Origin of the sequence: Erwinia sp. HDF1-3R (assembly GCF_039621855.1) — a bacterium.
In the GTDB taxonomy this organism is placed as follows: Bacteria; Pseudomonadota; Gammaproteobacteria; order Enterobacterales; family Enterobacteriaceae; genus Erwinia.
This window is the reverse complement of record NZ_CP155071.1, coordinates 4384503-4406834: the sequence shown is the minus strand read 5'-3', so window position 1 is coordinate 4406834 and position 22332 is coordinate 4384503. Positions and strand designations below refer to the sequence as shown.

Genomic DNA, 22332 nt, shown 5'->3' with positions numbered 1-22332 from the left:
GATTAGCCATTTTACCCGAGCATCCCTTCCAGACGCTCCTGCGCATCCAGCCATGTCATTTCGCACGCTTCCAGCGAGGATTTCGCTTCCGCCTGCTGTTTTAATACCGCGGTCAGATCTGCTTTGCGCGCCTGTTCGTAAAGGGTCGGGTCGGCGAGTTTGTCTTCGGCATCCGCCAGCTGCGCGTTCAGCTTTTCCATCTGCTTTTCCAGCTTTTCAATCTCTTTGCGCAGCGGCTGCGTCTGGGTACGGAGCTCCGCTTCGCGGCGTTTCTGATCTTTCCTGGCCTGCGCGCTGTTACCGCTCTCCTGTTTAGGCTCAGCGGTCGCCGATTGCCTTTGCAGATCGCTCAACCACTGCTGGTAATCTTCCAGATCGCCATCAAAAGCCTCGACGTTGCCGTCGTGCACCAGATAGAGGTCATCCGTGGTCGATCGCAGGAGGTGACGGTCGTGCGACACCACCACCAGCGCCCCTTCAAAATCAATCAGGGCTTCGGTCAGCGCCTGGCGCATATCGAGATCGAGGTGGTTGGTAGGCTCATCCAGCAGCAGCAGGTTCGGGCGCTGCCAGACAATCAGCGCCAGCACCAGACGGGCTTTCTCTCCGCCGGAAAACCGCTCGGTTTTTTCCGTCACCTTGTCGCCCTGGAAACCAAAGCCGCCCAGGTAATCACGCAGCTGCTGTTCAAGGACCTTTGGCGCCAGGCGTACCAGATGCTGGAGGGGGGATTCATCTGCGCGTAAGAATTCGAGCTGATGCTGGGCGAAGTAACCCAGCTTAATGCCTTTCGCCAGGCCGATATTGCCCTTAAGCGGTGCCAGTTCGCCCGCCAGCATTTTAATCAGCGTCGATTTGCCCGCGCCGTTGCGACCCAGCAGGCCAATGCGCGAGCCGGGCACCAGGTTGAGCTTGATCGAATTCAGGATGATGCGATCGCCATAGCCCGCCGTGACTTTTTCCATATCCAGCAGCGGGTTCGGCAGGCTTTCCGGTACCCGAAAGCTGAAGGTAAAAGGGTTGTCGACGTGGGCGGGGGCGATCATCTCCATGCGCTCCAGCATTTTGATGCGGCTTTGCGCCTGCTTAGCTTTACTGGCCTTCGCTTTAAAACGGTCAATAAAGCTTTGCAGATGGGCAACCTTCGTCTGCTGGTTCTCGAAAAGCGACTGCTGCTGCGCCAGGCGGGTCGCCCGCTGGATCTCGAAGGCGCTGTAGTTGCCGGTATATTCGTAAATGGACTCTTGTTCAATATGCAGAATTTTGTCGACTACCGGATCGAGGAAGTCGCGGTCGTGCGAAATCAGAATCAGCGTGCCCTGATAGCTTTTCAGCCAGCGCTCAAGCCAGATGACCGCGTCGAGATCGAGGTGGTTAGTCGGCTCATCAAGCAGCAGCAGGTCGGAACGGCAGATCAGCGCCTGGGCCAGGTTGAGGCGCATCCGCCATCCGCCGGAGAAATCACTCACCGGGCGCTGTAGCTGTTCCTGAGAGAAGCCCAGCCCGTTAAGCAGGCTGGCGGCGCGGGACTGAATGGTCCAGGCCTGGAGCGCATCAAGCTTGCCGTGCAGTACGGCAATGGCGTGGCCGTCGTTGATCTCGTTGGCGTGAGCCAGCTCGGCTTCAAGCTGACGGTATTCGCGGTCGCCGTCGATAACATACTCAATGGCGGGCACCGACAGTGCCGGTGTCTCCTGGTTTACCCAGGCGAGCGACCAGTTGCCTGGGTAGCTGAAGCTCCCCGCGTCGGCGCTTATCTCGTTCTTAAGCAGCGACAGCAGCGTGGATTTACCGCAGCCATTTTTACCGACCAGACCCACCTTTTGACCGGGGTTAATGGTGGCATTGGCGTTATCCAGCAGTACGCGGACACCGCGTCGAATTTGTAACGAGGAGAAGACAATCATAAGCGCCGTAATATGTAGAATATGTTAAATTGAGCCATCAATTGGATTTCGGAATCCTGGATTCCGTTGCGTCGAGCATGGTAGCGGAATTTGCCCGCCGTGACGACGATTTGGAGGGGAATGATGTTGCAGCCGCCTAAAGTTTTGCTGCTTTATGCCCACCCGGAATCACAAGACTCGGTTGCTAATCGCGTTTTGCTGGAGCCGGCCCGGCTTTTGCCACAGGTCACGGTGCATGACCTTTATGCGCACTACCCCGATTTTTTTATTGATATTCATCGCGAGCAGCAGCTATTGCGCGAACACGACATCATCGTCTTCCAGCACCCCCTGTACACCTACAGCTGCCCTGCGCTGCTGAAGGAGTGGCTGGATCGCGTGCTCTCTCGCGGCTTTGCCAGCGGCCCAGGCGGCAACGTGCTGGAAGGAAAGTACTGGCGCAGCGTGATCACCACCGGCGAGCCCGAGGCGGCCTATCATCAGGAAGGGCTGAACCGCTATCCTATGTCGGACATTATGCGCCCGTTCGAGCTGACCGCCCAGATGTGCCGGATGCACTGGCTGACGCCGATGATTATCTACTGGGCGCGGCACCAGACACCTGAAGTCATGAAAAACTATGCGCGAGCGTATGCACACTGGCTCGCATCCCCTTTACCCTATGGAGGTATCTGAATGGAAGGACAAACCCTCCTGACGGCCGGCGTGGTCTATCTGTTTGCCGCTGTTGTTGCGGTACCTCTGGCCGCGCGGCTGGGTATTGGGGCGGTGCTGGGCTACCTGCTGGCGGGTATTGCGATTGGTCCCTGGGGGCTGGGCTTTATCAGCGACGTGGAAGAGATCCTGCACTTCTCCGAGCTGGGCGTGGTTTTTCTGATGTTTATTATCGGGCTGGAGCTGAAACCCTCCAAGCTTTGGGAACTGCGCCGCTCCATCTTTGGCGTGGGCGCCGCTCAGGTCATTTTCAGCGCGGCTATCCTTGGCGGGCTGCTATGGCTGACGGACTTTTCGTGGCAGGCGGCAACCATCGGCGGTATCGGGCTGGCCATGTCCTCGACGGCGATGGCGCTCCAGCTGATGCGGGATAAAGGCATGAACCGCAATGAGTCGGGCCAGCTCGGCTTTTCGGTCCTGCTGTTTCAGGATCTGGCCGTTATCCCGGCGCTGGCGCTGGTCCCGCTGCTGGCAGGAAGTGACAGCGGGCATACCGACTGGATAAAGATAGGCATGAAGGTGCTGGCCTTTGCCGGCATGCTGGTCGGAGGGCGCTATCTGCTGCGGCCAATATTCCGCTATATCGCGGCATCCGGCGTTCGTGAAGTTTTCACCGCCGCCGCCCTGCTGCTGGTGCTGGGTTCGGCGCTGTTTATGGACGCGCTCGGCCTTTCCATGGCGCTGGGTACGTTTATCGCGGGTATCCTATTGGCCGAAAGTGAGTATCGTCACGAGCTAGAAATTGCCATCGATCCCTTCAAGGGCCTGCTGCTGGGGCTGTTTTTTATCTCGGTGGGCATGGCGCTCAATCTGGGCGTGCTTTATACCCATATCATCGAAATTCTGATTGGCGTGGTGTCGCTGGTGGCGGTGAAAGCGGGGGTGCTCTATCTGCTGTCGCGGATTTACGGCCTGCGCAGCTCCGAGCGCCTGCAATTCTCCGGCGTACTCAGCCAGGGCGGCGAGTTTGCCTTTGTGCTGTTTTCAGCGGCCGCAACGGCCCACCTGTTTAGCGGAGACCAGATGCCTCTGCTGCTGGTTACGGTAACGCTCTCAATGATGACCACGCCGCTGTTGCTGCAGGGCGTGGATAAAATCCTTGAGAAACGCTTCAACGAGCCGGATGAAAACGAAGAGAAACATTTTGTCGAGGATGATAAGCCCCAGGTGATTGTGGTGGGATTTGGTCGTTTTGGGCAGGTGGTTGCGCGATTGCTGATGGCCAATGAAAAACGGATCACGGTACTTGAGCGCGATATCAGCGCGGTCAGCCTGATGCGCAGGTACGGTTATAAAGTATACTACGGTGATGCTAAGGAGTTAGAGCTGCTGCGCGCCGCCGGGGCTGAAACGGCGCAGTCAATAGTGATAACCTGTAACGGGCCGGAAGATGCCATGGAGATAGTCCATCTCTGCCAGCATCATTTTCCGCATCTGCAAATTCTGGCCCGGGCAAGAGGGCGCGTGGAGGCCCATGAACTTCTTCAGGCTGGCGTCACGCAGTTTTCCCGTGAAACCTTTTCCAGTGCGCTTGAGCTGGGGCGTAAGACCTTAATGACGCTGGGCATGCATCCCCATCAGGCTTTTCGTGCTCAGCAGCATTTTCGCCGACTGGATATGCGTATGCTGCGTGAGCTGATGCCGAATCATGCGGACAGCCAGCAAATTTCGCGCGTGAAGGAGGCCCGTCGCGAACTGGAGGATATTTTTCAGGCAGAAATGCGGCATGAGAAACGCCAGTTTCACGGCTGGGACGAATATGAATAGGACATGTTATGCGTAAACGATTTATTGCCGGAGCAACCTGTCCAAAGTGTCAGGCCAAAGATACGCTGGCGCTGTGGAAAGAGAATAATGTTGATGTCGTAGAATGTGTTAAGTGCGGGCATCAGATGCGAGAAGCGGATAAACAGGCCCGGGGCCAGGTTCGCGAAAATGAACAAGTGATAGGAATTTTTCATCCTGAGTAGCGTTATGGCTCAGCTTTTTTTAAGCTGTATCCTACAGCGGCGTTGAAATTCGTTACTATCGACGCAATTTAAAGCCTTACAGGTTGGCAAAAGGCCAACATTAAAAGGGCTCAAAGCTCTCAACGGTTAGGAGTAATCATGAAAGTAGCAAAAGACCTGGTGGTCAGCCTGGCATACCAGGTACGTACAGAAGACGGTGTGTTGGTTGATGAGTCTCCGGTGAGCGCACCGCTGGACTACCTGCACGGTCATGGTTCCCTGATCGCCGGCCTGGAAAAAGCGCTGGAAAACCACGAAGCGGGTGACAAGTTTGAGGTGAACATCACCGCAGACGAAGCCTATGGTCATTACGACGACAACCTGGTTCAGCGCGTACCGAAAGATGTTTTTATGGGCGTTGACGAGCTGCAGGTTGGCATGCGCTTCCTGGCGGAAACCGATCAGGGCCCGGTGCCGGTGGAAATCACCGAAGTTGAAGACGAGCACGTAGTGGTTGACGGTAACCATATGCTGGCGGGTCAGAATCTGAACTTTAACGTTGAAGTGGTCGCCATTCGTGAAGCCACGGCTGAAGAACTGGCCCATGGTCACGTTCACGGTGAAGACGATCATCATCACGATCACGATCACGACCATGAACACGGTAAAGGTGGTTGCGGGACTGGCGGCTGCGGCTGCCACTGATCGTCTTATGACAATCATTAAAAAGGGGCTTCGGCCCCTTTTTTGTGTCTGTCACAGCGGTTGGGCGTGCGCTTAGTAGTGCGGAGGTGGAGTCTCTTCCGACTGTGAGGCGATCATTGAGGGTGCCGCTGATTTCAGCTTATCGGTCAGCAGACGCATCTGTTCGCGCAGTCGGGCCATCTCCAGCTCATGTTGAATCACCGTTTGATTCAGCTCTTCAATGGTATGCTCCTGAAAGGCCAGCCGACTTTCCAGCATCTCCATTCGCTCTTCAAACAACGCCTGTTGCATACTTTTTCCTCTCATGACGGCTTTGCGGCCTGGATTGCCCGAATCGTCTGATTCTAACGGTAAAGATGAGCCCGAAGTAGGGATAATCGCCTTAATTTCTGCCGGATGGTTGAAAACGGCTCTGTCCGACTGCATCTCAGTGGTGAAACTTTCGCTCAGGATAGCGGTCGGAAGTTAACTTAGTTCTCATTGCGAGATTGTGTAATTTTCTCGCGCACAGTTATAGTACGGGCTCAGTTCTGTACACGATTTCCGGGGCGAGAGGCTTCGGTTTTGGAGAAATGGATGAAATCACTGTTTAAAGTCACACTGTTAGCCACCACAATGGCCGTTGCGCTGCATGCACCGCTGACAATGGCCGCTGAGGCCACCCCGGCTCAACAGGCACCACAACAGGCACCGCAGCCGGCACCGAAGAATGACGCCTTTAAAAATGACGACCAGCAGTCAGCCTATGCGCTGGGCGCATCGCTTGGCCGTTACATGGAAAACTCCCTCAAGGAGCAGGAAAAACTGGGCATCACGCTGGATAAACAGCAGCTGATCTCCGGCGTTCAGGATGCTTTTGCTGGCAAGAGCAAGCTCTCCGATCAGGAAATCGAACAGACTCTGCAGGCGTTTGAGACGCGCGTGAAGGGTGCCGCTCAGGCGAAGATGGAAAAAGATGCAAAAGAGAATACCCAGAAGGGTGATGCTTTTGCCACCAAATTTGCTAAAGAAAAAGGCGTGAAGAAGACCGAGTCCGGCCTGCTGTATCACGTTGAGAAAGAAGGTACCGGTGATATTCCTAAAGACAGCGATACCGTGGTGGTGAACTACAAAGGTACGCTGATCGACGGCACCGAGTTTGATAACTCTTACACCCGTGGTGAGCCTCTCTCCTTCCGTCTTGATGGCGTAATCCCTGGCTGGACAGAAGGTCTTAAGCACGTCAAGAAAGGCGGCAAGATCAAGCTGGTCATCCCACCGCAGCTGGCTTACGGTAAAAACGGCGTGCCGGGTATTCCTGCGAACTCCACGCTGGTGTTTGACGTTGAGCTTCTTGACATCAAACCTGCTGCTAAAGCAGACGCTAACGCTGAAAAACCAGCAGAATCACCTGCTGCTACCCAGTCTAAGTAATCCTCCGACCGCCACACCTTGTGTGGCGGTTGTTTCCCTTTCGTTACCCCTGCTTTCATCCCATTCTTTGCGTTCCCCTGCATTTCATGACAAAGGTCAGGACAGATGTTTCTGATATTTGGTAGACTGCCAACCGTTTAACTTCTTCAGAATGAGTCTGCCCTGGCGCTGTGCGACAGGCTCTTGCAACGGGTGGTGTCTTAATGTCTGGTACAACATTTACCGGTGATGTGACAGAGCTGGAGCTGCTGGAGCATCGTCCATTTGAACAGTCCGACTTTGATATTCTGAAATCCTATGAAGCCGTGGTAGACGGGCTGGCGATGCTCATTGGCTCTCACTGTGAGATCGTGCTGCATTCGCTGGCGGACCTGAACTGTTCAGCAGTCAGGATTGCCAACGGTGAACATACCGGGCGCAAGGTGGGTTCACCGATTACCGATCTGGCGCTGCGTATGCTTCATGATATGAGCGATGCGGAAAGCAACGTTTCAAGAGCCTATTTCACCCGCGCGAAAAGCGGCGTACTGATGAAATCCGTGACTATTGCCATCCGCAATGGTCAGCATCGCGCTATTGGCCTGCTGTGTATCAATATGAACCTGGACGTTCCCTTTTCACAGATTATGGCCACCTTCATGCCTCCTGAAACGCAGGACGTGGCATCATCGGTCAATTTTGCCTCTTCGGTTGAAGATCTGGTCATGCAAACGCTGGAGTTCACCATTGAAGAAGTCAGCGCCGATCGTAATATTTCGAACAACACCAAGAATCGTCAGATTGTCCTGAATCTCTATGAGAAGGGCATCTTCGACATTAAAGATGCGATCAATCAGGTTGCTGAGCGTTTGAATATCTCCAGACATACCGTTTATCTCTATATCCGCCAGTTTAAAAGCGGCGATATCCAGAGTCAGGATCGCTAATGCGCTTTACGCTTCTGGTCACCGGGCCGGCTTATGGCACACAGCAGGCTTCCAGCGCTTATCTGTTTGCTCAGGCGCTGCTACGCAGTGGCCATAGCCTTGAGAGCGTCTTCTTTTATCGTGAAGGTGTACTGAATGCCAGTCAGCTGACGTCGCCCGCCAGTGATGAATTTGACCTCACCCAGGCCTGGCAGGCGCTGCATCAGCAGCACGGTGTGGCATTGCATATCTGTGTCGCGGCCGCGCTGCGACGCGGCATCGCCGATGTGCAGGAAGCCAAAAGTCAGGGGCTGCCCGCCGCAAATCTGGCTGAGGGCTTTGAGCTGACGGGACTGGGCGCGCTGGCTGAAGCGGCGCTGGTTGCCGAGAGGATGGTACAGTTCTAATGAAGCGCATTGCTTTTGTTTTCACCCAGGCGCCACACGGCAGCAGCGCAGGACGTGAAGGGCTCGATGCCGTACTGGCTACCTCCGCGTTAACGGACGAGATCGCGCTCTTTTTTATCAGCGATGGCGTTTTACAGCTTATGCAGCAGCAGCAACCCGAAAAAATTCTTTCGCGCAATTATATCGCGACCTTTGGCGTGTTGCCTCTGTACGATATTGAGCGCTGCTATGTCTGTTCTGCCTCGCTGGCCGAGCGTGGCATCCCGGCTGATTTCACGGCAATCCTGCCGACCGACGTGCTCAAACCCGAGCGATTGCGAGCCGAGCTGGCAAAATACGATCGCGTTATATCGTTCTGAGGACGCTATGCTACATACCCTGACTCACTCCCCTTTTCAGAGCGATTTCAGCGCGCTACTCCGGTTGCTGGCTGAGGGAGACGACCTTCTGCTACTTCAGGATGGGGTTCTTGCCGCGCTGGAGGGGAGCCAGGCGCTTGAATTAGTGCTGCGTGCCCCCATATCCGTTTACGTGCTCGAAGACGACGTCAGTGCGCGCGGGCTTTCTGGTCAAATTTCGCCCAGAGTAACCGCGGTGAGCTATACTGATTTCGTCGCGCTGACGGTAAAAAACTCATCACAAATGACCTGGTAATGAATGATATCCTGGTTATTTCTTGACACCTTTTCTGCTCAGCCCTAAAATTCCGCGTCCTCGTTATACCACGAGGCGATTTATCACGTGTTTACGAAGCAAAAGCAAATCCCAGGAGCTATTTGATGGCAACAGTTAACCAGCTGGTTCGCAAACCACGCGCACGCAAAGTTGCAAAGAGCAACGTGCCTGCGCTGGAAGCCTGCCCGCAGAAACGTGGTGTATGTACTCGCGTATATACTACTACTCCTAAAAAACCGAACTCCGCACTGCGTAAAGTATGTCGTGTTCGCTTAACCAACGGTTTTGAAGTTACCTCCTATATTGGTGGTGAAGGTCATAACCTGCAGGAACACTCCGTGATCCTGATCCGTGGCGGTCGTGTAAAAGACCTGCCAGGTGTGCGTTACCACACCGTTCGTGGCGCGCTGGACTGCTCAGGTGTTAAAGACCGTAAGCAGTCACGCTCCAAGTACGGCGTGAAGAAGCCAAAGGCTTAATGGTTCTCCGTTAAGTAAGGCCAAACGTTTTATCTTAAATGTCATAATAAACTCGTAGAGTTTTGGACAATCCTGAATTAACAACGGAGTATTTCCATGCCACGTCGTCGCGTTATTGGCCAGCGTAAAATCCTGCCAGATCCTAAGTTCGGATCAGAGCTGCTGGCTAAATTTGTAAATATCCTGATGGTAGACGGTAAAAAATCTACTGCTGAATCAATCGTCTATACCGCGCTTGAGACCCTGGCTCAGCGTTCAGGTAAAAACGAGCTGGAAGCCTTTGAAGTAGCCCTGGACAACGTCCGCCCAACCGTGGAAGTTAAATCCCGTCGCGTTGGTGGTTCTACTTATCAGGTTCCAGTTGAAGTCCGTCCGGTTCGTCGTAATGCTCTGGCAATGCGTTGGATCGTTGAAGCTGCTCGTAAACGCGGTGATAAATCAATGGCTCTGCGCCTGGCGAACGAACTTTCTGATGCTGCAGAGAACAAAGGTACTGCAGTTAAGAAACGTGAAGACGTTCACCGTATGGCCGAAGCCAACAAGGCGTTCGCTCACTACCGCTGGTAACAGCTTCGTAGTTGTTATTAACCCAGCGGACGTCCCAGTGACTGAACCGCTGGGTTTTACTAACTTAGAACGTCCGAGAATCAGAGGAATCAAATGGCTCGTACAACACCCATTACACGCTACCGTAACATTGGTATCAGTGCACACATCGACGCCGGTAAGACGACCACCACCGAACGTATTCTGTTCTACACCGGTGTAAACCACAAAATCGGTGAAGTTCATGATGGCGCAGCCACCATGGACTGGATGGCGCAGGAGCAGGAGCGTGGTATTACCATTACCTCCGCTGCGACTACCGCTTTCTGGTCTGGTATGGCTAAGCAGTTCGAGCCGCACCGCGTTAACATCATTGACACCCCCGGACACGTTGACTTCACCATTGAAGTAGAACGTTCTATGCGTGTTCTCGACGGCGCAGTAATGGTTTACTGTGCGGTTGGTGGTGTGCAGCCTCAGTCTGAAACCGTATGGCGCCAGGCAAACAAATATAAAGTTCCACGCATCGCGTTCGTTAACAAAATGGACCGCATGGGTGCTAACTTCCTGAAAGTTGTTGGCCAGATTGAATCACGTCTGGGCGCAACGCCGGTCCCTCTGCAGCTGGCTATTGGCGCAGAAGAGAAATTTACCGGTGTTGTTGACCTGGTCAAGATGAAAGCCATCAACTGGAATGACGCTGACGCAGGCGTGACCTTCAACTACGAAGAGATCCCAGCTGATATGCAGGAACTGGCAGAAGAATGGCGCCAGAAAATGATCGAAGCCGCAGCTGAAGGTTCTGATGAGCTGATGGAGAAATTCTTTGGTGGCGAAGAGCTGACTGAAGAAGAGATCAAAGCTTCCCTGCGTAAGCGCGTACTGAACAACGAAATCATCCTGGTTACCTGTGGTTCTGCATTTAAGAACAAAGGTGTTCAGGCGATGCTGGATGCAGTAATCGAATATCTGCCGTCACCGACTGACGTGACTGCGATCAACGGTTTGCTGGATGATGGCAAAGATACTCCAGCCGTTCGTCACTCCGATGACGACGAGCCGTTTGCTGCGCTGGCGTTTAAAATTGCTACCGACCCGTTTGTAGGTAACCTGACGTTCTTCCGCGTGTACTCCGGTATCGTTAACTCCGGTGACACCGTGTATAACCCGGTTAAATCTGCTCGTGAGCGTCTGGGCCGTATCGTACAGATGCACGCTAACAAACGTGAAGAGATCAAAGAAGTTCGCGCAGGGGACATTGCTGCGGCGATCGGTCTGAAAGACGTGACTACCGGTGATACTCTGTGTGATCCAGACAATGTGATCATTCTGGAGCGTATGGAATTCCCTGAGCCGGTAATCTCCATCGCGGTAGAACCAAAAACCAAAGCTGACCAGGAAAAAATGGGTCTGGCTCTGGGCCGTCTGGCTAAAGAAGACCCGTCATTCCGCGTATGGACTGACGAAGAAACTAACCAGACCATTATCGCCGGTATGGGTGAGCTGCACCTCGACATCATCGTTGACCGCATGAAGCGTGAATTCAACGTTGAAGCGAACGTCGGTAAACCTCAGGTTGCTTACCGTGAAGCGATTCGCGCGAAAGTTACCGATATCGAAGGTAAACACGCCAAGCAGTCTGGTGGTCGTGGACAGTACGGTCATGTTGTTATCGACATGTACCCACTGGAGCCGGGCGTTAACCCTAAAGGTTACGAATTTGTCAACGATATCAAGGGTGGTGTGATTCCTACTGAATACATCCCTGCGGTTGACAAAGGTATCCAGGAGCAGCTGAAATCAGGTCCTCTGGCTGGTTATCCGGTAGTTGATCTGGGCGTTCGTCTGCACTTTGGTTCTTACCATGACGTTGACTCCTCAGAGCTGGCGTTCAAACTGGCAGCTTCTATTGCGTTCAAAGACGGCTTTAAGAAAGCAACTCCAGTACTGCTTGAGCCGATCATGAAGGTTGAAGTAGAGACGCCGGAAGAGAACACCGGTGACGTTATCGGTGACCTTAGCCGTCGTCGTGGTATGCTTAAGGGACAGGAATCAAACGCTACTGGCGTTCAGATTCACGCTGAAGTTCCATTATCTGAAATGTTCGGATATGCAACTCAGCTGCGTTCTCTGACTAAAGGCCGTGCTTCATACTCGATGGAGTTCCTGAAGTATGATGATGCGCCGAACAACGTCGCTCAGGCCGTTATCGAAGCTCGTAGCAAATAAGCTACAGTTTTAAAATATTGATCCTATGCTCTCACCGCAGCGTGAGAGCATTAAAGTAAGGAATATCGTCGTGGCTAAAGAGAAATTTGAACGTAACAAACCGCACGTCAACGTTGGTACTATCGGACACGTTGACCACGGTAAAACTACCCTGACTGCAGCAATCACCACCGTTCTGGCTAAAACCTACGGCGGTTCTGCACGCGCATTCGATCAGATCGATAACGCGCCAGAAGAAAAAGCACGTGGTATCACCATCAACACCTCTCACGTTGAATATGACACCCCGACTCGCCACTACGCGCACGTTGACTGCCCGGGCCACGCCGACTATGTGAAAAACATGATCACCGGTGCTGCCCAGATGGACGGCGCGATCCTGGTTGTTGCTGCGACTGACGGCCCAATGCCTCAGACCCGTGAGCACATCCTGCTGGGTCGTCAGGTTGGCGTTCCTTTCATCATCGTGTTCATGAACAAGTGTGACATGGTTGATGACGAAGAGCTGCTGGAACTGGTTGAAATGGAAGTTCGTGAACTTCTGTCTGCCTACGACTTCCCTGGTGATGACCTGCCAATCGTTCGCGGTTCTGCACTGAAAGCACTGCAGGGCGAAGCTGAGTGGGAAGCTAAGATCATTGAGCTGGCTGAGCATCTGGATAACTACATCCCAGAGCCAGAGCGCGCAATTGACAAGCCGTTCCTGCTGCCAATCGAAGACGTATTCTCCATCTCCGGTCGTGGTACCGTTGTTACCGGTCGTGTAGAGCGCGGTATCATCAAAGTTGGTGAAGAAGTTGAAATCGTTGGTATCAAAGATACCGTGAAATCAACCTGTACCGGCGTTGAAATGTTCCGTAAGCTGCTTGACGAAGGTCGTGCAGGCGAGAACTGTGGTGTTCTTCTGCGTGGTATCAAGCGTGAAGAGATCCAGCGTGGCCAGGTTCTGGCTAAGCCAGGTTCAATCAAGCCACACACCAAATTTGAGTCAGAAGTTTATATTCTGTCCAAAGATGAAGGCGGCCGTCATACTCCGTTCTTCAAAGGCTACCGTCCACAGTTCTACTTCCGTACAACTGACGTGACCGGTACCATCGAACTGCCAGAAGGCGTTGAGATGGTCATGCCTGGTGACAACATTCAGATGATTGTTACCCTGATCCACCCAATCGCAATGGATGACGGCCTGCGTTTCGCCATCCGTGAAGGTGGCCGTACCGTTGGTGCGGGTGTTGTTGCTAAAGTTATCGCTTAATTGTCGAGACTTGTAATAGCGGCGTTTACGCCGCTATAGCAAAAAGAGAGAGCACTTCGGTGCTCTTTTTTTTTTGCCCTGGTGAAAGGGCAGGGGGCCAGGATAGTGCGGGAAATCAACGACGTATTCTCTCACTGGTCGCAGGGGCGATAACTTTCCAGCGCTATTTCCCGCCGCCCCCGGCCCAGCTTTTCCCCCTTTGAACCAGAAACAGGTTGCTTTACGGGCTGAGCTACGTATAATGCGCGGGCCTGTCAGAAATGACGGCCCGGTTCAATCTGAACCGCAGGAGAGCGAATAGCGACCCTGACAATACTCCCAATTGGGGAGTTATGTGCAGACGATTACACTCCCCCATCAATCGTAATGGGTGCGGGTAGTAATTTTTTTCGTTTATAAATAATTGGAGCTCTGGTCTCATGCAGAACCAAAGAATCCGTATCCGTCTTAAAGCGTTTGATCATCGTCTGATCGATCAATCAACTGCGGAAATCGTTGAGACTGCCAAGCGCACTGGTGCGCAGGTACGTGGTCCCATCCCGCTGCCGACCCGCAAAGAGCGCTTTACCGTTCTGATCTCTCCGCACGTCAATAAAGATGCGCGCGATCAGTATGAAATTCGCACTCACAAGCGTCTGGTTGACATCGTTGAGCCAACTGAAAAAACGGTTGATGCTCTGATGCGTCTGGATCTGGCTGCAGGTGTTGACGTGCAGATCAGCCTGGGTTAATCAGGTCATTGAGCGATTGAGAGGTTGAAACAATGATTGGTTTAGTCGGTAAAAAAGTGGGCATGACCCGTATCTTCACTGAAGATGGCGTATCTATCCCAGTAACCGTGATTGAAATTGAAGCAAACCGCGTGACTCAGGTTAAGAGCCTGGAAAACGACGGCTACACTGCTATCCAGGTAACTGCCGGTGCTAAAAAAGCTAACCGCGTAACGAAACCTGAAGCAGGCCACTTTGCTAAAGCTGGCGTAGAAGCTGGCCGTGGTCTGTGGGAATTCCGTACCGCTGAAGGTTCAGAGTTCACCGTAGGTCAGAGCATTAACGTTGATATTTTCGCTGACGTGAAAAAAGTTGACGTTACGGGCACATCTAAAGGTAAAGGTTTTGCCGGTACTGTTAAGCGCTGGAACTTCCGTACTCAGGATGCTACCCACGGTAACTCCTTGTCTCACCGCGTACCGGGTTCTATCGGTCAGAACCAGACTCCGGGCAAAGTGTTTAAAGGCAAGAAAATGGCAGGCCAGATGGGCAACGAACGTGTAACTGTTCAGAGCCTGGACGTGGTACGCGTTGACGCTGAGCGCAACCTGCTGCTGGTTAAAGGTGCTGTACCCGGTGCTACCGGTTGCGACCTGATCGTTAAACCAGCTGTTAAGGCGTAAGGGGATAGCAATGGAATTAGTATTGAAAGACGCGCAAAGCGCGCTGACTGTTTCCGAAACTACCTTCGGTCGTGATTTCAACGAAGCGCTAGTACACCAGGTTGTTGTTGCTTATGCAGCAGGTGCCCGTCAAGGTACTCGTGCTCAGAAGACCCGCGCTGAAGTAACTGGTTCCGGTAAAAAACCGTGGCGCCAGAAAGGTACCGGCCGTGCGCGTGCAGGTTCTGTAAAGAGCCCAATCTGGCGTTCAGGTGGTGTGACCTTTGCTGCGAAGCCTCAGGACCACAGTCAAAAAGTAAACAAAAAGATGTACCGCGGCGCGCTGAAAAGCATCCTGTCCGAACTGGTACGTCAAGAACGTCTGATCGTTGTTGAGCAGTTCTCTCTCGAAGCGCCTAAAACTAAGCTGCTGGTAGAGAAACTGAAAGATATGGCGCTGGAAGACGTGCTGATCATCACTGGTGAACTGGAAGAGAACCTGTTCCTGGCCGCCCGTAACCTGTACAAGGTTGACGTTCGTGATGCAGCAGGTATCGACCCAGTTAGCCTGATCGCCTTCGACAAAGTCGTTATGACTGCTGACGCAGTTAAGCAAGTTGAGGAGATGCTGGCATGATCCGTGAAGAACGTCTGCTGAAAGTCGTGCGCGCGCCGCACGTATCTGAAAAAGCGTCTGCTGCGATGGAAAAAACCAACACCATCGTTCTCAAAGTTGCTAAAGATGCGACCAAAGCAGAAATCAAAGCCGCTGTGCAGAAACTTTTCGAAGTGGAAGTAGAGGTTGTTAACACCCTGGTTGTTAAAGGGAAAGTTAAACGCCACGGACAGCGTACTGGTCGTCGTAACGACTGGAAAAAAGCTTACGTCACCCTGAAGGAAGGCCAGAATCTGGACTTCGTCGGCGGCGCTGAGTAAGTCGGAGGAGAAGAACAATGGCAGTTGTTAAATGTAAACCGACATCTCCGGGTCGTCGCCACGTAGTTAAAGTGGTGAACCCTGAGCTGCACAAGGGCAAACCATTCGCCCCGCTGGTAGAAAAAAACAGCAAATCCGGTGGCCGTAACAACAATGGTCGTATCACTACCCGTCATATCGGTGGTGGTCACAAGCAGGCTTACCGTATTGTTGACTTCAAACGCAACAAAGATGGTATCCCGGCAACCGTTGAACGTCTTGAGTACGATCCGAACCGCTCCGCGAACATCGCGCTGGTTCTGTACAAAGACGGCGAGCGCCGTTACATCCTGGCCCCTAAAGGCCTGAAAGCTGGCGACCAGATTCAGTCTGGCGTTGATGCGGCGATCAAAGCAGGTAACACCCTGCCGATGCGTAACATCCCAGTGGGTTCTACCGTACACAACGTAGAAATGAAACCAGGCAAAGGCGGTCAGATTGCTCGCTCAGCTGGTGCTTACGTGCAGATCGTTGCGCGTGAAGGTTCCTACGTTACCCTGCGTCTGCGTTCTGGTGAAATGCGTAAAGTCGAAATTGACTGCCGCGCGACCCTGGGCGAAGTCGGTAACGCTGAGCATATGCTTCGCGTTCTGGGTAAAGCCGGTGCAGCTCGTTGGCGCGGTGTTCGTCCTACCGTTCGCGGTACTGCGATGAACCCAGTCGATCACCCGCACGGTGGTGGTGAAGGTCGTAACTTTGGTAAGCACCCGGTTTCACCGTGGGGCGTTCAGACCAAAGGTAAGAAGACCCGTAGCAACAAGCGTACTGATAAATTTATCGTACGTCGCCGTAGCAAATAATTTTAGAGGATAAGCCATGCCACGTTCTCTCAAGAAAGGTCCTTTTATTGACCTGCACTTGCTGAAGAAGGTAGAGAAAGCGGTGGAAAGCGGAGACAAGAAGCCTTTGCGCACCTGGTCCCGTCGTTCAACGATCTTCCCTAACATGATCGGTTTGACCATCGCTGTCCATAATGGTCGTCAGCACGTTCCTGTTTTTGTTTCCGATGAAATGGTCGGTCACAAACTGGGTGAATTTGCACCGACCCGTACTTATCGCGGCCACACGGCTGATAAGAAAGCCAAGAAACGCTAAGGCAGGAGGAAGAGATGGAAACTATCGCTAAACATCGCCACGCTCGTTCTTCTGCGCAGAAGGTTCGCCTGGTAGCAGATCTTGTACGCGGTAAGAAAGTGTCGCAGGCTCTGGACATTTTGACCTACACCAATAAGAAAGCGGCTGTACTGGTCAAAAAAGTTCTGGAATCTGCCATTGCTAACGCCGAACACAACGATGGCGCTGACATTGATGATCTGAAAATCACGAAAATCTTCGTTGATGAAGGCCCTAGCATGAAGCGCATTATGCCGCGTGCAAAAGGTCGTGCAGATCGCATCCTGAAGCGCACCAGCCACATTACTGTGGTTGTGTCCGATCGCTGAGACTCTGGAGACTAGCAATGGGTCAGAAAGTACATCCTAATGGTATTCGCCTGGGTATTGTTAAACCCTGGAACTCTACCTGGTTCGCAAATACCAAAGAATTCGCTGACAACCTGGACAGCGACTTTAAAGTACGTCAGTTTTTGACTAAAGAACTGGCAAAAGCGTCCGTATCTCGTATCGTTATCGAGCGCCCGGCTAAGAGCATTCGTGTGACCATTCACACCGCTCGCCCTGGTATCGTTATCGGTAAGAAAGGCGAAGACGTAGAAAAACTGCGCAAGGTCGTAGCTGATATCGCTGGCGTACCTGCACAGATCAATATCGCCGAAGTCCGTAAACCGGAACTGGACGCTAAATTGGTTGCTGACAGCATCACTTCACAGCTGGAGCGTCGTGTGATGTTCCGTCGTGCTATGAAGCGTGCAGTACAGAACGCAATGCGTCTGGGCGCTAAAGGGATCAAAGTTGAAGTTAGTGGCCGTCTGGGCGGTGCTGAAATCGCGCGTACCGAATGGTACCGTGAAGGCCGCGTGCCGTTGCACACCCTGCGTGCTGACATTGACTACAACACCTCTGAAGCGCACACCACTTACGGTGTAATCGGCGTTAAGGTATGGATCTTCAAAGGCGAGATCCTGGGTGGTATGGCTGCTGTTGAACAACCGGAACCGGCTGCTCAACCTAAAAAGCAGCAGCGTAAAGGCCGTAAGTAAGGAGAGTCGCTGATGTTACAACCAAAGCGTACAAAATTCCGTAAAATGCACAAAGGCCGCAACCGTGGTCTGGCTGCCGGCACGGATGTTAGCTTCGGTACTTTCGGTCTGAAAGCTGTTGGCCGTGGTCGTCTGACCGCTCGTCAGATCGAAGCAGCACGTCGTGCTATGACCCGTGCAGTTAAGCGTCAAGGTAAAATTTGGATCCGCGTATTCCCGGACAAACCAATTACCGAGAAGCCACTTGAAGTGCGTATGGGTAAAGGTAAAGGTAACGTTGAGTATTGGGTTGCCTTGATCCAGCCTGGTAAAGTCCTGTATGAAATGGACGGCGTGCCGGAAGAGCTGGCCCGTGAAGCATTCAAGCTGGCAGCAGCAAAACTGCCTATCAAAACCACCTTTGTAACTAAGACGGTGATGTAATGAAAGCAACAGAGCTGCGTGAAAAAAGCGTTGAAGAGCTTAACACTGAGCTGCTTAACCTTCTGCGTGAGCAGTTTAATCTGCGCATGCAGGCGGCATCAGGCCAGCTTCAACAGACTCATCTGTTGAAGAATGTGCGCCGTGATGTCGCGCGCGTTAAGACTTTACTGACTGAGAAGGCGGGTGCGTAATGACCGATAAAATCCGTACTCTGCAAGGTCGTGTGACTAGCAACAAAATGGAGAAATCCATCGTTGTCGCTATCGAACGTTTTGTGAAACACCCTATCTACGGTAAGTTCATCAAGCGTACGACTAAACTGCACGTACACGACGAGAACAACGAATGCGGTACTGGCGACGTGGTTGAAATCCGCGAATGCCGTCCGCTGTCCAAGACTAAGTCCTGGACGCTGGTTCGCGTTGTAGAGAAAGCGATTCTGTAATAGAATTAGCCCTCTTAAAAAATAAGATAAACGGCTCGATTGAGCCGTTTATTTTTTCTACCCTTATGCGAGAAGCGGTGTTATAATGCTGCGCCCTCAATTATGGGGCTTTTAAACGACCTGAATCAGGTCCCGAAGTAGTAGTTGACATTAGCGGAGCACTAAAATGATCCAAGAACAGACTATGCTGAACGTCGCCGACAACTCCGGTGCACGTCGCGTAATGTGTATCAAGGTTCTGGGTGGCTCGCACCGTCGCTACGCAGGCGTAGGCGATATCATCAAAATTACCATCAAGGAAGCAATTCCTCGCGGTAAGGTTAAGAAAGGTGATGTGCTGAAAGCGGTAGTGGTGCGCACCAGGAAGGGTGTTCGTCGCCCGGACGGTTCTGTCATTCGCTTCGATGGTAATGCATGCGTTATTTTAAATAATAACAGTGAGCAGCCAATCGGTACGCGTATTTTTGGGCCGGTAACTCGTGAACTTCGTACTGAAAAGTTCATGAAAATTATCTCTCTGGCACCAGAAGTACTCTAAGGAGCGAAAAATGGCAGCTAAAATCCGTCGCGATGACGAAGTTATCGTGCTGACCGGCAAAGATAAAGGTAAGCGCGGTAAAGTTAAAAGTGTCCTGTCTTCTGGCAAGGTCATTGTTGAAGGTATCAACCTGGTGAAGAAACATCAGAAGCCGGTTCCGGCTCTGAACCAACCAGGCGGCATCGTTGAAAAGGAAGCTGCTGTGCAGGTTTCTAACGTTGCGCTTTACAACACTGCCACCGGTAAGGCTGACCGTGTAGGCTTTAGATTCGAAGACGGCAAAAAAGTCCGTTTCTTCAAGTCTAACAGCGAAACTATCAAGTAATTTGGAGTAGTACGATGGCGAAACTGCATGATTACTACAAAGACGAAGTAGTTAACAAACTCATGACTGAGTTTAGCTACAATTCTGTCATGCAAGTCCCTCGGGTCGAGAAGATCACCCTGAATATGGGTGTGGGTGAAGCGATCGCTGATAAGAAACTGCTGGATAACGCAGCAGCTGACTTAGCAGCAATCTCCGGTCAAAAGCCGTTTATCACCAAAGCACGCAAATCAGTTGCAGGCTTCAAAATCCGTCAGGGCTATCCGATCGGCTGTAAAGTGACTCTGCGTGGCGAGCGCATGTGGGAGTTCTTTGAGCGTCTGATTTCTATTGCTGTTCCACGTATCCGTGACTTCCGTGGCTTGTCCGCTAAGTCATTCGACGGCCGTGGTAACTACAGCATGGGCGTTCGTGAGCAGATCATCTTCCCAGAAATCGACTATGACAAGGTCGATCGCGTTCGTGGTTTGGATATTACCATTACCACTACTGCGAAATCTGACGATGAAGGCCGTGCTCTGCTGGCTGCCTTTGACTTCCCGTTCCGCAAGTAAGGTAGGGTTACTTCATGGCTAAGCAATCGATGAAGGCACGCGAAGTCGTTCGCGTAAAACTGGCTGATAAATACCGCGCAAAACGCGAGGAATTGAAAGCTATCATCTCTAGTGTGAACTCATCCGACGAAGAACGTTGGAATGCTGTTCTTAAGCTGCAGACTCTGCCGCGTGATTCCAGCCCGTCCCGTCAGCGTAACCGCTGCCGCCAAACTGGTCGTCCGCATGCTTTCCTGCGGAAGTTCGGGTTGAGCCGTATCAAGGTCCGTGAAGCCGCAATGCGCGGTGAGATCCCGGGTCTTAAAAAGGCTAGCTGGTAATTGTCACCAATTGAATCACGGGAGTAAAGACAGATGAGCATGCAAGATCCGATCGCGGATATGCTGACCCGTATCCGTAACGGTCAATCCGCGAATAAAGTAGCGGTCACCATGCCTTCCTCCAAGCTGAAAGTGGCAATCGCCAACGTGCTGAAGGAAGAAGGATATATTGAAGAATTTAAAATCGAAGGCGACACCAAGCCAGAACTGGAACTGACTCTTAAGTATTTCCAGGGCAAGGCAGTGGTAGAAAGCATTCAGCGTGTTAGTCGTCCAGGTCTGCGCATTTACAAACGCAAAGACGAGCTGCCAAAAGTTATGGCAGGACTGGGTATCGCTGTTATTTCTACCTCTAAAGGTGTCATGACCGATCGTGCAGCGCGCCAGGCTGGTCTTGGTGGCGAAATTATCTGCTACGTAGCTTAACGGAGGAAAGAATGTCTCGTGTTGCTAAAGCACCTGTCGTCATTCCTGCCGGCGTAGAGATAAAACTCGACGGTCAGGTTATTTCGATTAAAGGTAAAAACGGCGAGCTGACTCGTACTATCAACAAAGCTGTAGAAGTTAAGCATGCTGACAACACCCTTACTTTCGCTCCACGCGAAGGTTTTGCGGATGGTTGGGCGCAGGCTGGTACTTCTCGTGCACTGCTGAATGGTATGGTTATCGGTGTTACCGAAGGCTTCTCTAAGAAGTTGCAGCTGGTTGGTGTAGGTTATCGTGCGGCCGTTAAAGGCAACTCCGTGAGTTTAGCTCTTGGCTTCTCTCACCCTGTTGACCACGAGCTGCCAGCGGGAATCACTGCTGAATGTCCTTCTCAGACTGAAATCGTGCTCAAGGGCGCTGATAAGCAGCTGATTGGACAAGTTGCAGCTGATATACGCGCCTACCGTCGTCCTGAGCCTTATAAAGGCAAGGGTGTTCGTTACGCCGACGAAGTCGTGCGTACCAAAGAGGCTAAGAAGAAGTAAGGTAACACTATGGATAAGAAATCTGCTCGTATCCGTCGTGCGACCCGCGCACGCCGCAAGCTCAAAGAGCTGGGTGCAACTCGCCTGGTGGTACATCGTACCCCGCGTCATATTTACGCACAGGTAATTGCATCAAATGGCTCTGAAGTCCTGGTCGCTGCTTCTACAGTAGAAAAAGCAATCAGTGAGCAACTGAAGTACACAGGAAACAAAGACGCCGCTGCAGCTGTTGGTAAAGCAGTTGCTGAGCGCGCAATCGAAAAAGGCATCACTGGTGTTTCTTTCGACCGCTCTGGTTTCCAATATCATGGTCGTGTCCAGGCACTGGCAGATGCTGCCCGTGAAGCTGGCCTACAGTTCTAAGGTAGAGGTGTAAGATGGCACACATCGAAAAACAAGCTGGCGAACTGCAGGAAAAGCTGATCGCGGTAAATCGCGTATCTAAAACCGTAAAAGGTGGTCGTATTTTCTCCTTCACTGCTCTGACAGTGGTAGGTGACGGTAACGGTCGCATCGGTTTTGGTTACGGTAAAGCGCGTGAAGTTCCAGCAGCGATCCAGAAAGCGATGGAAAAAGCTCGTCGCAATATGATTAACGTCGCGCTGAACAACGGCACCCTGCAGCACCCTGTTAAGGGCGTGCACACGGGTTCTCGCGTGTTCATGCAGCCGGCTTCTGAAGGTACCGGTATCATTGCCGGTGGTGCAATGCGCGCCGTTCTGGAAGTCGCTGGGGTTCATAACGTTCTGGCTAAAGCCTATGGTTCCACTAACCCGATTAACGTGGTTCGTGCAACGCTGGATGGCCTGGGCAATATGAGTTCTCCAGAAATGGTCGCTGCCAAGCGTGGTAAATCCGTTGAAGACATTCTGGGATAATTGACCATGGCTAAGACTATTAAAATTACTCAAACCCGTAGTGCAATCGGTCGTCTGCCAAAACACAAGGCAACGCTGCTTGGCCTGGGTCTGCGTCGTATTAACCACACCGTAGAGCGTGAAGACACGCCAGCAGTACGCGGCATGGTTAACGCGATTTCCTACATGGTTAAAGTGGAGGAGTAACAG

35 protein-coding genes are annotated in these 22332 nt (G+C 52.3%); 33 read left to right on the top strand and 2 right to left on the bottom strand.

Annotation, left to right across the window (positions count from 1 at the left end):
- Positions 1-11 precede the first annotated feature (11 nt).
- Positions 12-1907 (bottom strand): ABC transporter ATP-binding protein, encoded by a 1896-nt coding sequence (locus tag AAGR22_RS20090; protein WP_345829247.1) that lies wholly within the window; start codon positions 1905-1907, stop codon positions 12-14.
- Between the two features lie 123 nt (positions 1908-2030).
- Between AAGR22_RS20090 and kefG the strand changes: the two genes are divergently transcribed.
- From kefG to slyD, 4 genes are all read left to right on the top strand, one after another.
- The gene (gene kefG / locus AAGR22_RS20085; protein ID WP_067709905.1) at positions 2031-2582 is read left to right on the top strand and encodes a glutathione-regulated potassium-efflux system ancillary protein KefG; all 552 of its coding nucleotides are present in this window, start codon (positions 2031-2033) and stop codon (positions 2580-2582) included.
- Positions 2583-4388, top strand: a complete 1806-nt coding sequence (kefB, locus tag AAGR22_RS20080; RefSeq protein ID WP_345829245.1) for a glutathione-regulated potassium-efflux system protein KefB — start codon at positions 2583-2585, stop codon at positions 4386-4388.
- An 8-nt stretch (positions 4389-4396) separates the two neighbouring features.
- The gene (locus AAGR22_RS20075; RefSeq protein ID WP_067709912.1) at positions 4397-4591 is read left to right on the top strand and encodes a YheV family putative zinc ribbon protein; all 195 of its coding nucleotides are present in this window, start codon (positions 4397-4399) and stop codon (positions 4589-4591) included.
- Positions 4592-4729: 138 nt separating this feature from the next.
- Positions 4730-5275, top strand: coding sequence for a peptidylprolyl isomerase (gene slyD / locus AAGR22_RS20070; RefSeq protein ID WP_067709913.1), 546 nt, complete (start codon positions 4730-4732; stop codon positions 5273-5275).
- A gap of 72 nt (positions 5276-5347) precedes the next feature.
- On the opposite strand, the gene AAGR22_RS20065 is transcribed toward slyD, so the two are convergent.
- Positions 5348-5566, bottom strand: coding sequence for a SlyX family protein (locus tag AAGR22_RS20065; RefSeq protein WP_067709914.1), 219 nt, complete (start codon positions 5564-5566; stop codon positions 5348-5350).
- A gap of 285 nt (positions 5567-5851) precedes the next feature.
- Here AAGR22_RS20065 and fkpA point away from each other — a divergent pair, with 285 nt between their 5' ends.
- The 29 genes from fkpA to rpmD all read left to right on the top strand — a co-directional run bounded on the left by fkpA (position 5852) and on the right by rpmD (position 22329).
- The gene (fkpA, locus tag AAGR22_RS20060; RefSeq protein ID WP_067709916.1) at positions 5852-6688 is read left to right on the top strand and encodes an FKBP-type peptidyl-prolyl cis-trans isomerase; all 837 of its coding nucleotides are present in this window, start codon (positions 5852-5854) and stop codon (positions 6686-6688) included.
- A 203-nt stretch (positions 6689-6891) separates the two neighbouring features.
- Positions 6892-7614: a transcriptional regulator gene (locus AAGR22_RS20055; protein WP_067709917.1), complete on the top strand. Its 723-nt coding sequence runs from the start codon at positions 6892-6894 to the stop codon at positions 7612-7614.
- A complete protein-coding gene (gene tusD / locus AAGR22_RS20050; protein WP_067709921.1) occupies positions 7614-8000 on the top strand; it encodes a sulfurtransferase complex subunit TusD in 387 nt (128 codons plus the stop codon). Before AAGR22_RS20055 ends, tusD begins: the two co-directional genes overlap by 1 nt.
- Entirely contained in the window at positions 8000-8359 is a 360-nt protein-coding gene (gene tusC / locus AAGR22_RS20045; RefSeq protein WP_067709923.1) for a sulfurtransferase complex subunit TusC, read from the top strand. The genes tusD and tusC overlap by 1 nt, the downstream gene beginning before the upstream one ends.
- A 7-nt stretch (positions 8360-8366) precedes the next feature.
- On the top strand, positions 8367-8654 hold the full coding sequence (gene tusB, locus AAGR22_RS20040) for a sulfurtransferase complex subunit TusB (RefSeq protein ID WP_345829236.1): 288 nt from the start codon (positions 8367-8369) through the stop codon (positions 8652-8654).
- A 125-nt stretch (positions 8655-8779) separates the two neighbouring features.
- Positions 8780-9154: a 30S ribosomal protein S12 gene (gene rpsL / locus AAGR22_RS20035; protein ID WP_013204141.1), complete on the top strand. Its 375-nt coding sequence runs from the start codon at positions 8780-8782 to the stop codon at positions 9152-9154.
- A 96-nt stretch (positions 9155-9250) separates the two neighbouring features.
- Positions 9251-9721 (top strand): 30S ribosomal protein S7, encoded by a 471-nt coding sequence (rpsG, locus tag AAGR22_RS20030; RefSeq protein WP_008457106.1) that lies wholly within the window; start codon positions 9251-9253, stop codon positions 9719-9721.
- Positions 9722-9814: 93 nt separating this feature from the next.
- Complete coding sequence (gene fusA / locus AAGR22_RS20025; protein WP_067709926.1) at positions 9815-11929, top strand: elongation factor G; 2115 nt, start codon at positions 9815-9817, stop codon at positions 11927-11929.
- 70 nt (positions 11930-11999) lie between these two features.
- Positions 12000-13184 carry an elongation factor Tu gene (gene tuf / locus AAGR22_RS20020; RefSeq protein WP_345829233.1) on the top strand — a complete coding sequence of 395 codons (1185 nt, stop codon included), beginning with the start codon at positions 12000-12002 and terminating at the stop codon, positions 13182-13184.
- A 419-nt stretch (positions 13185-13603) separates the two neighbouring features.
- On the top strand, positions 13604-13915 hold the full coding sequence (gene rpsJ, locus AAGR22_RS20015) for a 30S ribosomal protein S10 (RefSeq protein WP_001181005.1): 312 nt from the start codon (positions 13604-13606) through the stop codon (positions 13913-13915).
- A gap of 32 nt (positions 13916-13947) precedes the next feature.
- On the top strand, positions 13948-14577 hold the full coding sequence (rplC, locus tag AAGR22_RS20010) for a 50S ribosomal protein L3 (RefSeq protein WP_067709929.1): 630 nt from the start codon (positions 13948-13950) through the stop codon (positions 14575-14577).
- A gap of 10 nt (positions 14578-14587) precedes the next feature.
- Positions 14588-15193, top strand: coding sequence for a 50S ribosomal protein L4 (rplD, locus tag AAGR22_RS20005; RefSeq protein ID WP_056232449.1), 606 nt, complete (start codon positions 14588-14590; stop codon positions 15191-15193).
- Positions 15190-15492 (top strand): 50S ribosomal protein L23, encoded by a 303-nt coding sequence (gene rplW / locus AAGR22_RS20000; RefSeq protein WP_067709930.1) that lies wholly within the window; start codon positions 15190-15192, stop codon positions 15490-15492. The genes rplD and rplW overlap by 4 nt, the downstream gene beginning before the upstream one ends.
- A 17-nt stretch (positions 15493-15509) precedes the next feature.
- Positions 15510-16331, top strand: a complete 822-nt coding sequence (rplB, locus tag AAGR22_RS19995) for a 50S ribosomal protein L2 (RefSeq protein ID WP_345829230.1) — start codon at positions 15510-15512, stop codon at positions 16329-16331.
- A 16-nt stretch (positions 16332-16347) separates the two neighbouring features.
- Positions 16348-16626, top strand: coding sequence for a 30S ribosomal protein S19 (rpsS, locus tag AAGR22_RS19990; protein WP_013204132.1), 279 nt, complete (start codon positions 16348-16350; stop codon positions 16624-16626).
- Between the two features lie 14 nt (positions 16627-16640).
- Positions 16641-16973 carry a 50S ribosomal protein L22 gene (gene rplV / locus AAGR22_RS19985; protein WP_067709934.1) on the top strand — a complete coding sequence of 111 codons (333 nt, stop codon included), beginning with the start codon at positions 16641-16643 and terminating at the stop codon, positions 16971-16973.
- Between the two features lie 17 nt (positions 16974-16990).
- A complete protein-coding gene (gene rpsC / locus AAGR22_RS19980) occupies positions 16991-17689 on the top strand; it encodes a 30S ribosomal protein S3 (protein WP_002919766.1) in 699 nt (232 codons plus the stop codon).
- 12 nt (positions 17690-17701) lie between these two features.
- Entirely contained in the window at positions 17702-18112 is a 411-nt protein-coding gene (rplP, locus tag AAGR22_RS19975; RefSeq protein ID WP_032116388.1) for a 50S ribosomal protein L16, read from the top strand.
- A complete protein-coding gene (rpmC, locus tag AAGR22_RS19970) occupies positions 18112-18303 on the top strand; it encodes a 50S ribosomal protein L29 (protein ID WP_024966580.1) in 192 nt (63 codons plus the stop codon). The genes rplP and rpmC overlap by 1 nt, the downstream gene beginning before the upstream one ends.
- Positions 18303-18557 carry a 30S ribosomal protein S17 gene (gene rpsQ, locus AAGR22_RS19965; RefSeq protein WP_067709937.1) on the top strand — a complete coding sequence of 85 codons (255 nt, stop codon included), beginning with the start codon at positions 18303-18305 and terminating at the stop codon, positions 18555-18557. The genes rpmC and rpsQ overlap by 1 nt, the downstream gene beginning before the upstream one ends.
- A gap of 166 nt (positions 18558-18723) precedes the next feature.
- Positions 18724-19095: a 50S ribosomal protein L14 gene (rplN, locus tag AAGR22_RS19960; RefSeq protein WP_004160583.1), complete on the top strand. Its 372-nt coding sequence runs from the start codon at positions 18724-18726 to the stop codon at positions 19093-19095.
- 10 nt (positions 19096-19105) lie between these two features.
- Positions 19106-19420 (top strand): 50S ribosomal protein L24, encoded by a 315-nt coding sequence (rplX, locus tag AAGR22_RS19955; protein WP_067709938.1) that lies wholly within the window; start codon positions 19106-19108, stop codon positions 19418-19420.
- Positions 19421-19434: 14 nt separating this feature from the next.
- Positions 19435-19974: a 50S ribosomal protein L5 gene (gene rplE, locus AAGR22_RS19950; RefSeq protein WP_067709940.1), complete on the top strand. Its 540-nt coding sequence runs from the start codon at positions 19435-19437 to the stop codon at positions 19972-19974.
- 14 nt (positions 19975-19988) lie between these two features.
- Positions 19989-20294 carry a 30S ribosomal protein S14 gene (gene rpsN / locus AAGR22_RS19945; protein ID WP_067709941.1) on the top strand — a complete coding sequence of 102 codons (306 nt, stop codon included), beginning with the start codon at positions 19989-19991 and terminating at the stop codon, positions 20292-20294.
- A gap of 33 nt (positions 20295-20327) precedes the next feature.
- Entirely contained in the window at positions 20328-20720 is a 393-nt protein-coding gene (gene rpsH / locus AAGR22_RS19940; protein ID WP_067709943.1) for a 30S ribosomal protein S8, read from the top strand.
- Between the two features lie 11 nt (positions 20721-20731).
- A complete protein-coding gene (gene rplF, locus AAGR22_RS19935) occupies positions 20732-21265 on the top strand; it encodes a 50S ribosomal protein L6 (protein ID WP_067709945.1) in 534 nt (177 codons plus the stop codon).
- A 9-nt stretch (positions 21266-21274) separates the two neighbouring features.
- The gene (gene rplR / locus AAGR22_RS19930; RefSeq protein WP_024966588.1) at positions 21275-21628 is read left to right on the top strand and encodes a 50S ribosomal protein L18; all 354 of its coding nucleotides are present in this window, start codon (positions 21275-21277) and stop codon (positions 21626-21628) included.
- 14 nt (positions 21629-21642) lie between these two features.
- Complete coding sequence (gene rpsE, locus AAGR22_RS19925) at positions 21643-22143, top strand: 30S ribosomal protein S5 (protein ID WP_067709948.1); 501 nt, start codon at positions 21643-21645, stop codon at positions 22141-22143.
- 6 nt (positions 22144-22149) lie between these two features.
- A complete protein-coding gene (gene rpmD / locus AAGR22_RS19920; RefSeq protein ID WP_024966590.1) occupies positions 22150-22329 on the top strand; it encodes a 50S ribosomal protein L30 in 180 nt (59 codons plus the stop codon).
- The last annotated feature ends 3 nt before the right edge of the window (positions 22330-22332 follow it).

What these genes read in the sequence shown, in the direction of transcription:
- AAGR22_RS20090 (WP_345829247.1), bottom strand. Translation starts at nt 1,907, where the DNA reads ATGATTGTCTTCTCCTCGTTACAAATTCGACGCGGTGTCCGCGTACTG.
- kefG (WP_067709905.1), top strand. Translation starts at nt 2,031, where the DNA reads ATGTTGCAGCCGCCTAAAGTTTTGCTGCTTTATGCCCACCCGGAATCA.
- kefB (WP_345829245.1), top strand. Translation starts at nt 2,583, where the DNA reads ATGGAAGGACAAACCCTCCTGACGGCCGGCGTGGTCTATCTGTTTGCC.
- AAGR22_RS20075 (WP_067709912.1), top strand. Translation starts at nt 4,397, where the DNA reads ATGCGTAAACGATTTATTGCCGGAGCAACCTGTCCAAAGTGTCAGGCC.
- slyD (WP_067709913.1), top strand. Translation starts at nt 4,730, where the DNA reads ATGAAAGTAGCAAAAGACCTGGTGGTCAGCCTGGCATACCAGGTACGT.
- AAGR22_RS20065 (WP_067709914.1), bottom strand. Translation starts at nt 5,566, where the DNA reads ATGCAACAGGCGTTGTTTGAAGAGCGAATGGAGATGCTGGAAAGTCGG.
- fkpA (WP_067709916.1), top strand. Translation starts at nt 5,852, where the DNA reads ATGAAATCACTGTTTAAAGTCACACTGTTAGCCACCACAATGGCCGTT.
- AAGR22_RS20055 (WP_067709917.1), top strand. Translation starts at nt 6,892, where the DNA reads ATGTCTGGTACAACATTTACCGGTGATGTGACAGAGCTGGAGCTGCTG.
- tusD (WP_067709921.1), top strand. Translation starts at nt 7,614, where the DNA reads ATGCGCTTTACGCTTCTGGTCACCGGGCCGGCTTATGGCACACAGCAG.
- tusC (WP_067709923.1), top strand. Translation starts at nt 8,000, where the DNA reads ATGAAGCGCATTGCTTTTGTTTTCACCCAGGCGCCACACGGCAGCAGC.
- tusB (WP_345829236.1), top strand. Translation starts at nt 8,367, where the DNA reads ATGCTACATACCCTGACTCACTCCCCTTTTCAGAGCGATTTCAGCGCG.
- rpsL (WP_013204141.1), top strand. Translation starts at nt 8,780, where the DNA reads ATGGCAACAGTTAACCAGCTGGTTCGCAAACCACGCGCACGCAAAGTT.
- rpsG (WP_008457106.1), top strand. Translation starts at nt 9,251, where the DNA reads ATGCCACGTCGTCGCGTTATTGGCCAGCGTAAAATCCTGCCAGATCCT.
- fusA (WP_067709926.1), top strand. Translation starts at nt 9,815, where the DNA reads ATGGCTCGTACAACACCCATTACACGCTACCGTAACATTGGTATCAGT.
- rpsJ (WP_001181005.1), top strand. Translation starts at nt 13,604, where the DNA reads ATGCAGAACCAAAGAATCCGTATCCGTCTTAAAGCGTTTGATCATCGT.
- rplC (WP_067709929.1), top strand. Translation starts at nt 13,948, where the DNA reads ATGATTGGTTTAGTCGGTAAAAAAGTGGGCATGACCCGTATCTTCACT.
- rplD (WP_056232449.1), top strand. Translation starts at nt 14,588, where the DNA reads ATGGAATTAGTATTGAAAGACGCGCAAAGCGCGCTGACTGTTTCCGAA.
- rplW (WP_067709930.1), top strand. Translation starts at nt 15,190, where the DNA reads ATGATCCGTGAAGAACGTCTGCTGAAAGTCGTGCGCGCGCCGCACGTA.
- rplB (WP_345829230.1), top strand. Translation starts at nt 15,510, where the DNA reads ATGGCAGTTGTTAAATGTAAACCGACATCTCCGGGTCGTCGCCACGTA.
- rpsS (WP_013204132.1), top strand. Translation starts at nt 16,348, where the DNA reads ATGCCACGTTCTCTCAAGAAAGGTCCTTTTATTGACCTGCACTTGCTG.
- rplV (WP_067709934.1), top strand. Translation starts at nt 16,641, where the DNA reads ATGGAAACTATCGCTAAACATCGCCACGCTCGTTCTTCTGCGCAGAAG.
- rpsC (WP_002919766.1), top strand. Translation starts at nt 16,991, where the DNA reads ATGGGTCAGAAAGTACATCCTAATGGTATTCGCCTGGGTATTGTTAAA.
- rplP (WP_032116388.1), top strand. Translation starts at nt 17,702, where the DNA reads ATGTTACAACCAAAGCGTACAAAATTCCGTAAAATGCACAAAGGCCGC.
- rpmC (WP_024966580.1), top strand. Translation starts at nt 18,112, where the DNA reads ATGAAAGCAACAGAGCTGCGTGAAAAAAGCGTTGAAGAGCTTAACACT.
- rpsQ (WP_067709937.1), top strand. Translation starts at nt 18,303, where the DNA reads ATGACCGATAAAATCCGTACTCTGCAAGGTCGTGTGACTAGCAACAAA.
- rplN (WP_004160583.1), top strand. Translation starts at nt 18,724, where the DNA reads ATGATCCAAGAACAGACTATGCTGAACGTCGCCGACAACTCCGGTGCA.
- rplX (WP_067709938.1), top strand. Translation starts at nt 19,106, where the DNA reads ATGGCAGCTAAAATCCGTCGCGATGACGAAGTTATCGTGCTGACCGGC.
- rplE (WP_067709940.1), top strand. Translation starts at nt 19,435, where the DNA reads ATGGCGAAACTGCATGATTACTACAAAGACGAAGTAGTTAACAAACTC.
- rpsN (WP_067709941.1), top strand. Translation starts at nt 19,989, where the DNA reads ATGGCTAAGCAATCGATGAAGGCACGCGAAGTCGTTCGCGTAAAACTG.
- rpsH (WP_067709943.1), top strand. Translation starts at nt 20,328, where the DNA reads ATGAGCATGCAAGATCCGATCGCGGATATGCTGACCCGTATCCGTAAC.
- rplF (WP_067709945.1), top strand. Translation starts at nt 20,732, where the DNA reads ATGTCTCGTGTTGCTAAAGCACCTGTCGTCATTCCTGCCGGCGTAGAG.
- rplR (WP_024966588.1), top strand. Translation starts at nt 21,275, where the DNA reads ATGGATAAGAAATCTGCTCGTATCCGTCGTGCGACCCGCGCACGCCGC.
- rpsE (WP_067709948.1), top strand. Translation starts at nt 21,643, where the DNA reads ATGGCACACATCGAAAAACAAGCTGGCGAACTGCAGGAAAAGCTGATC.
- rpmD (WP_024966590.1), top strand. Translation starts at nt 22,150, where the DNA reads ATGGCTAAGACTATTAAAATTACTCAAACCCGTAGTGCAATCGGTCGT.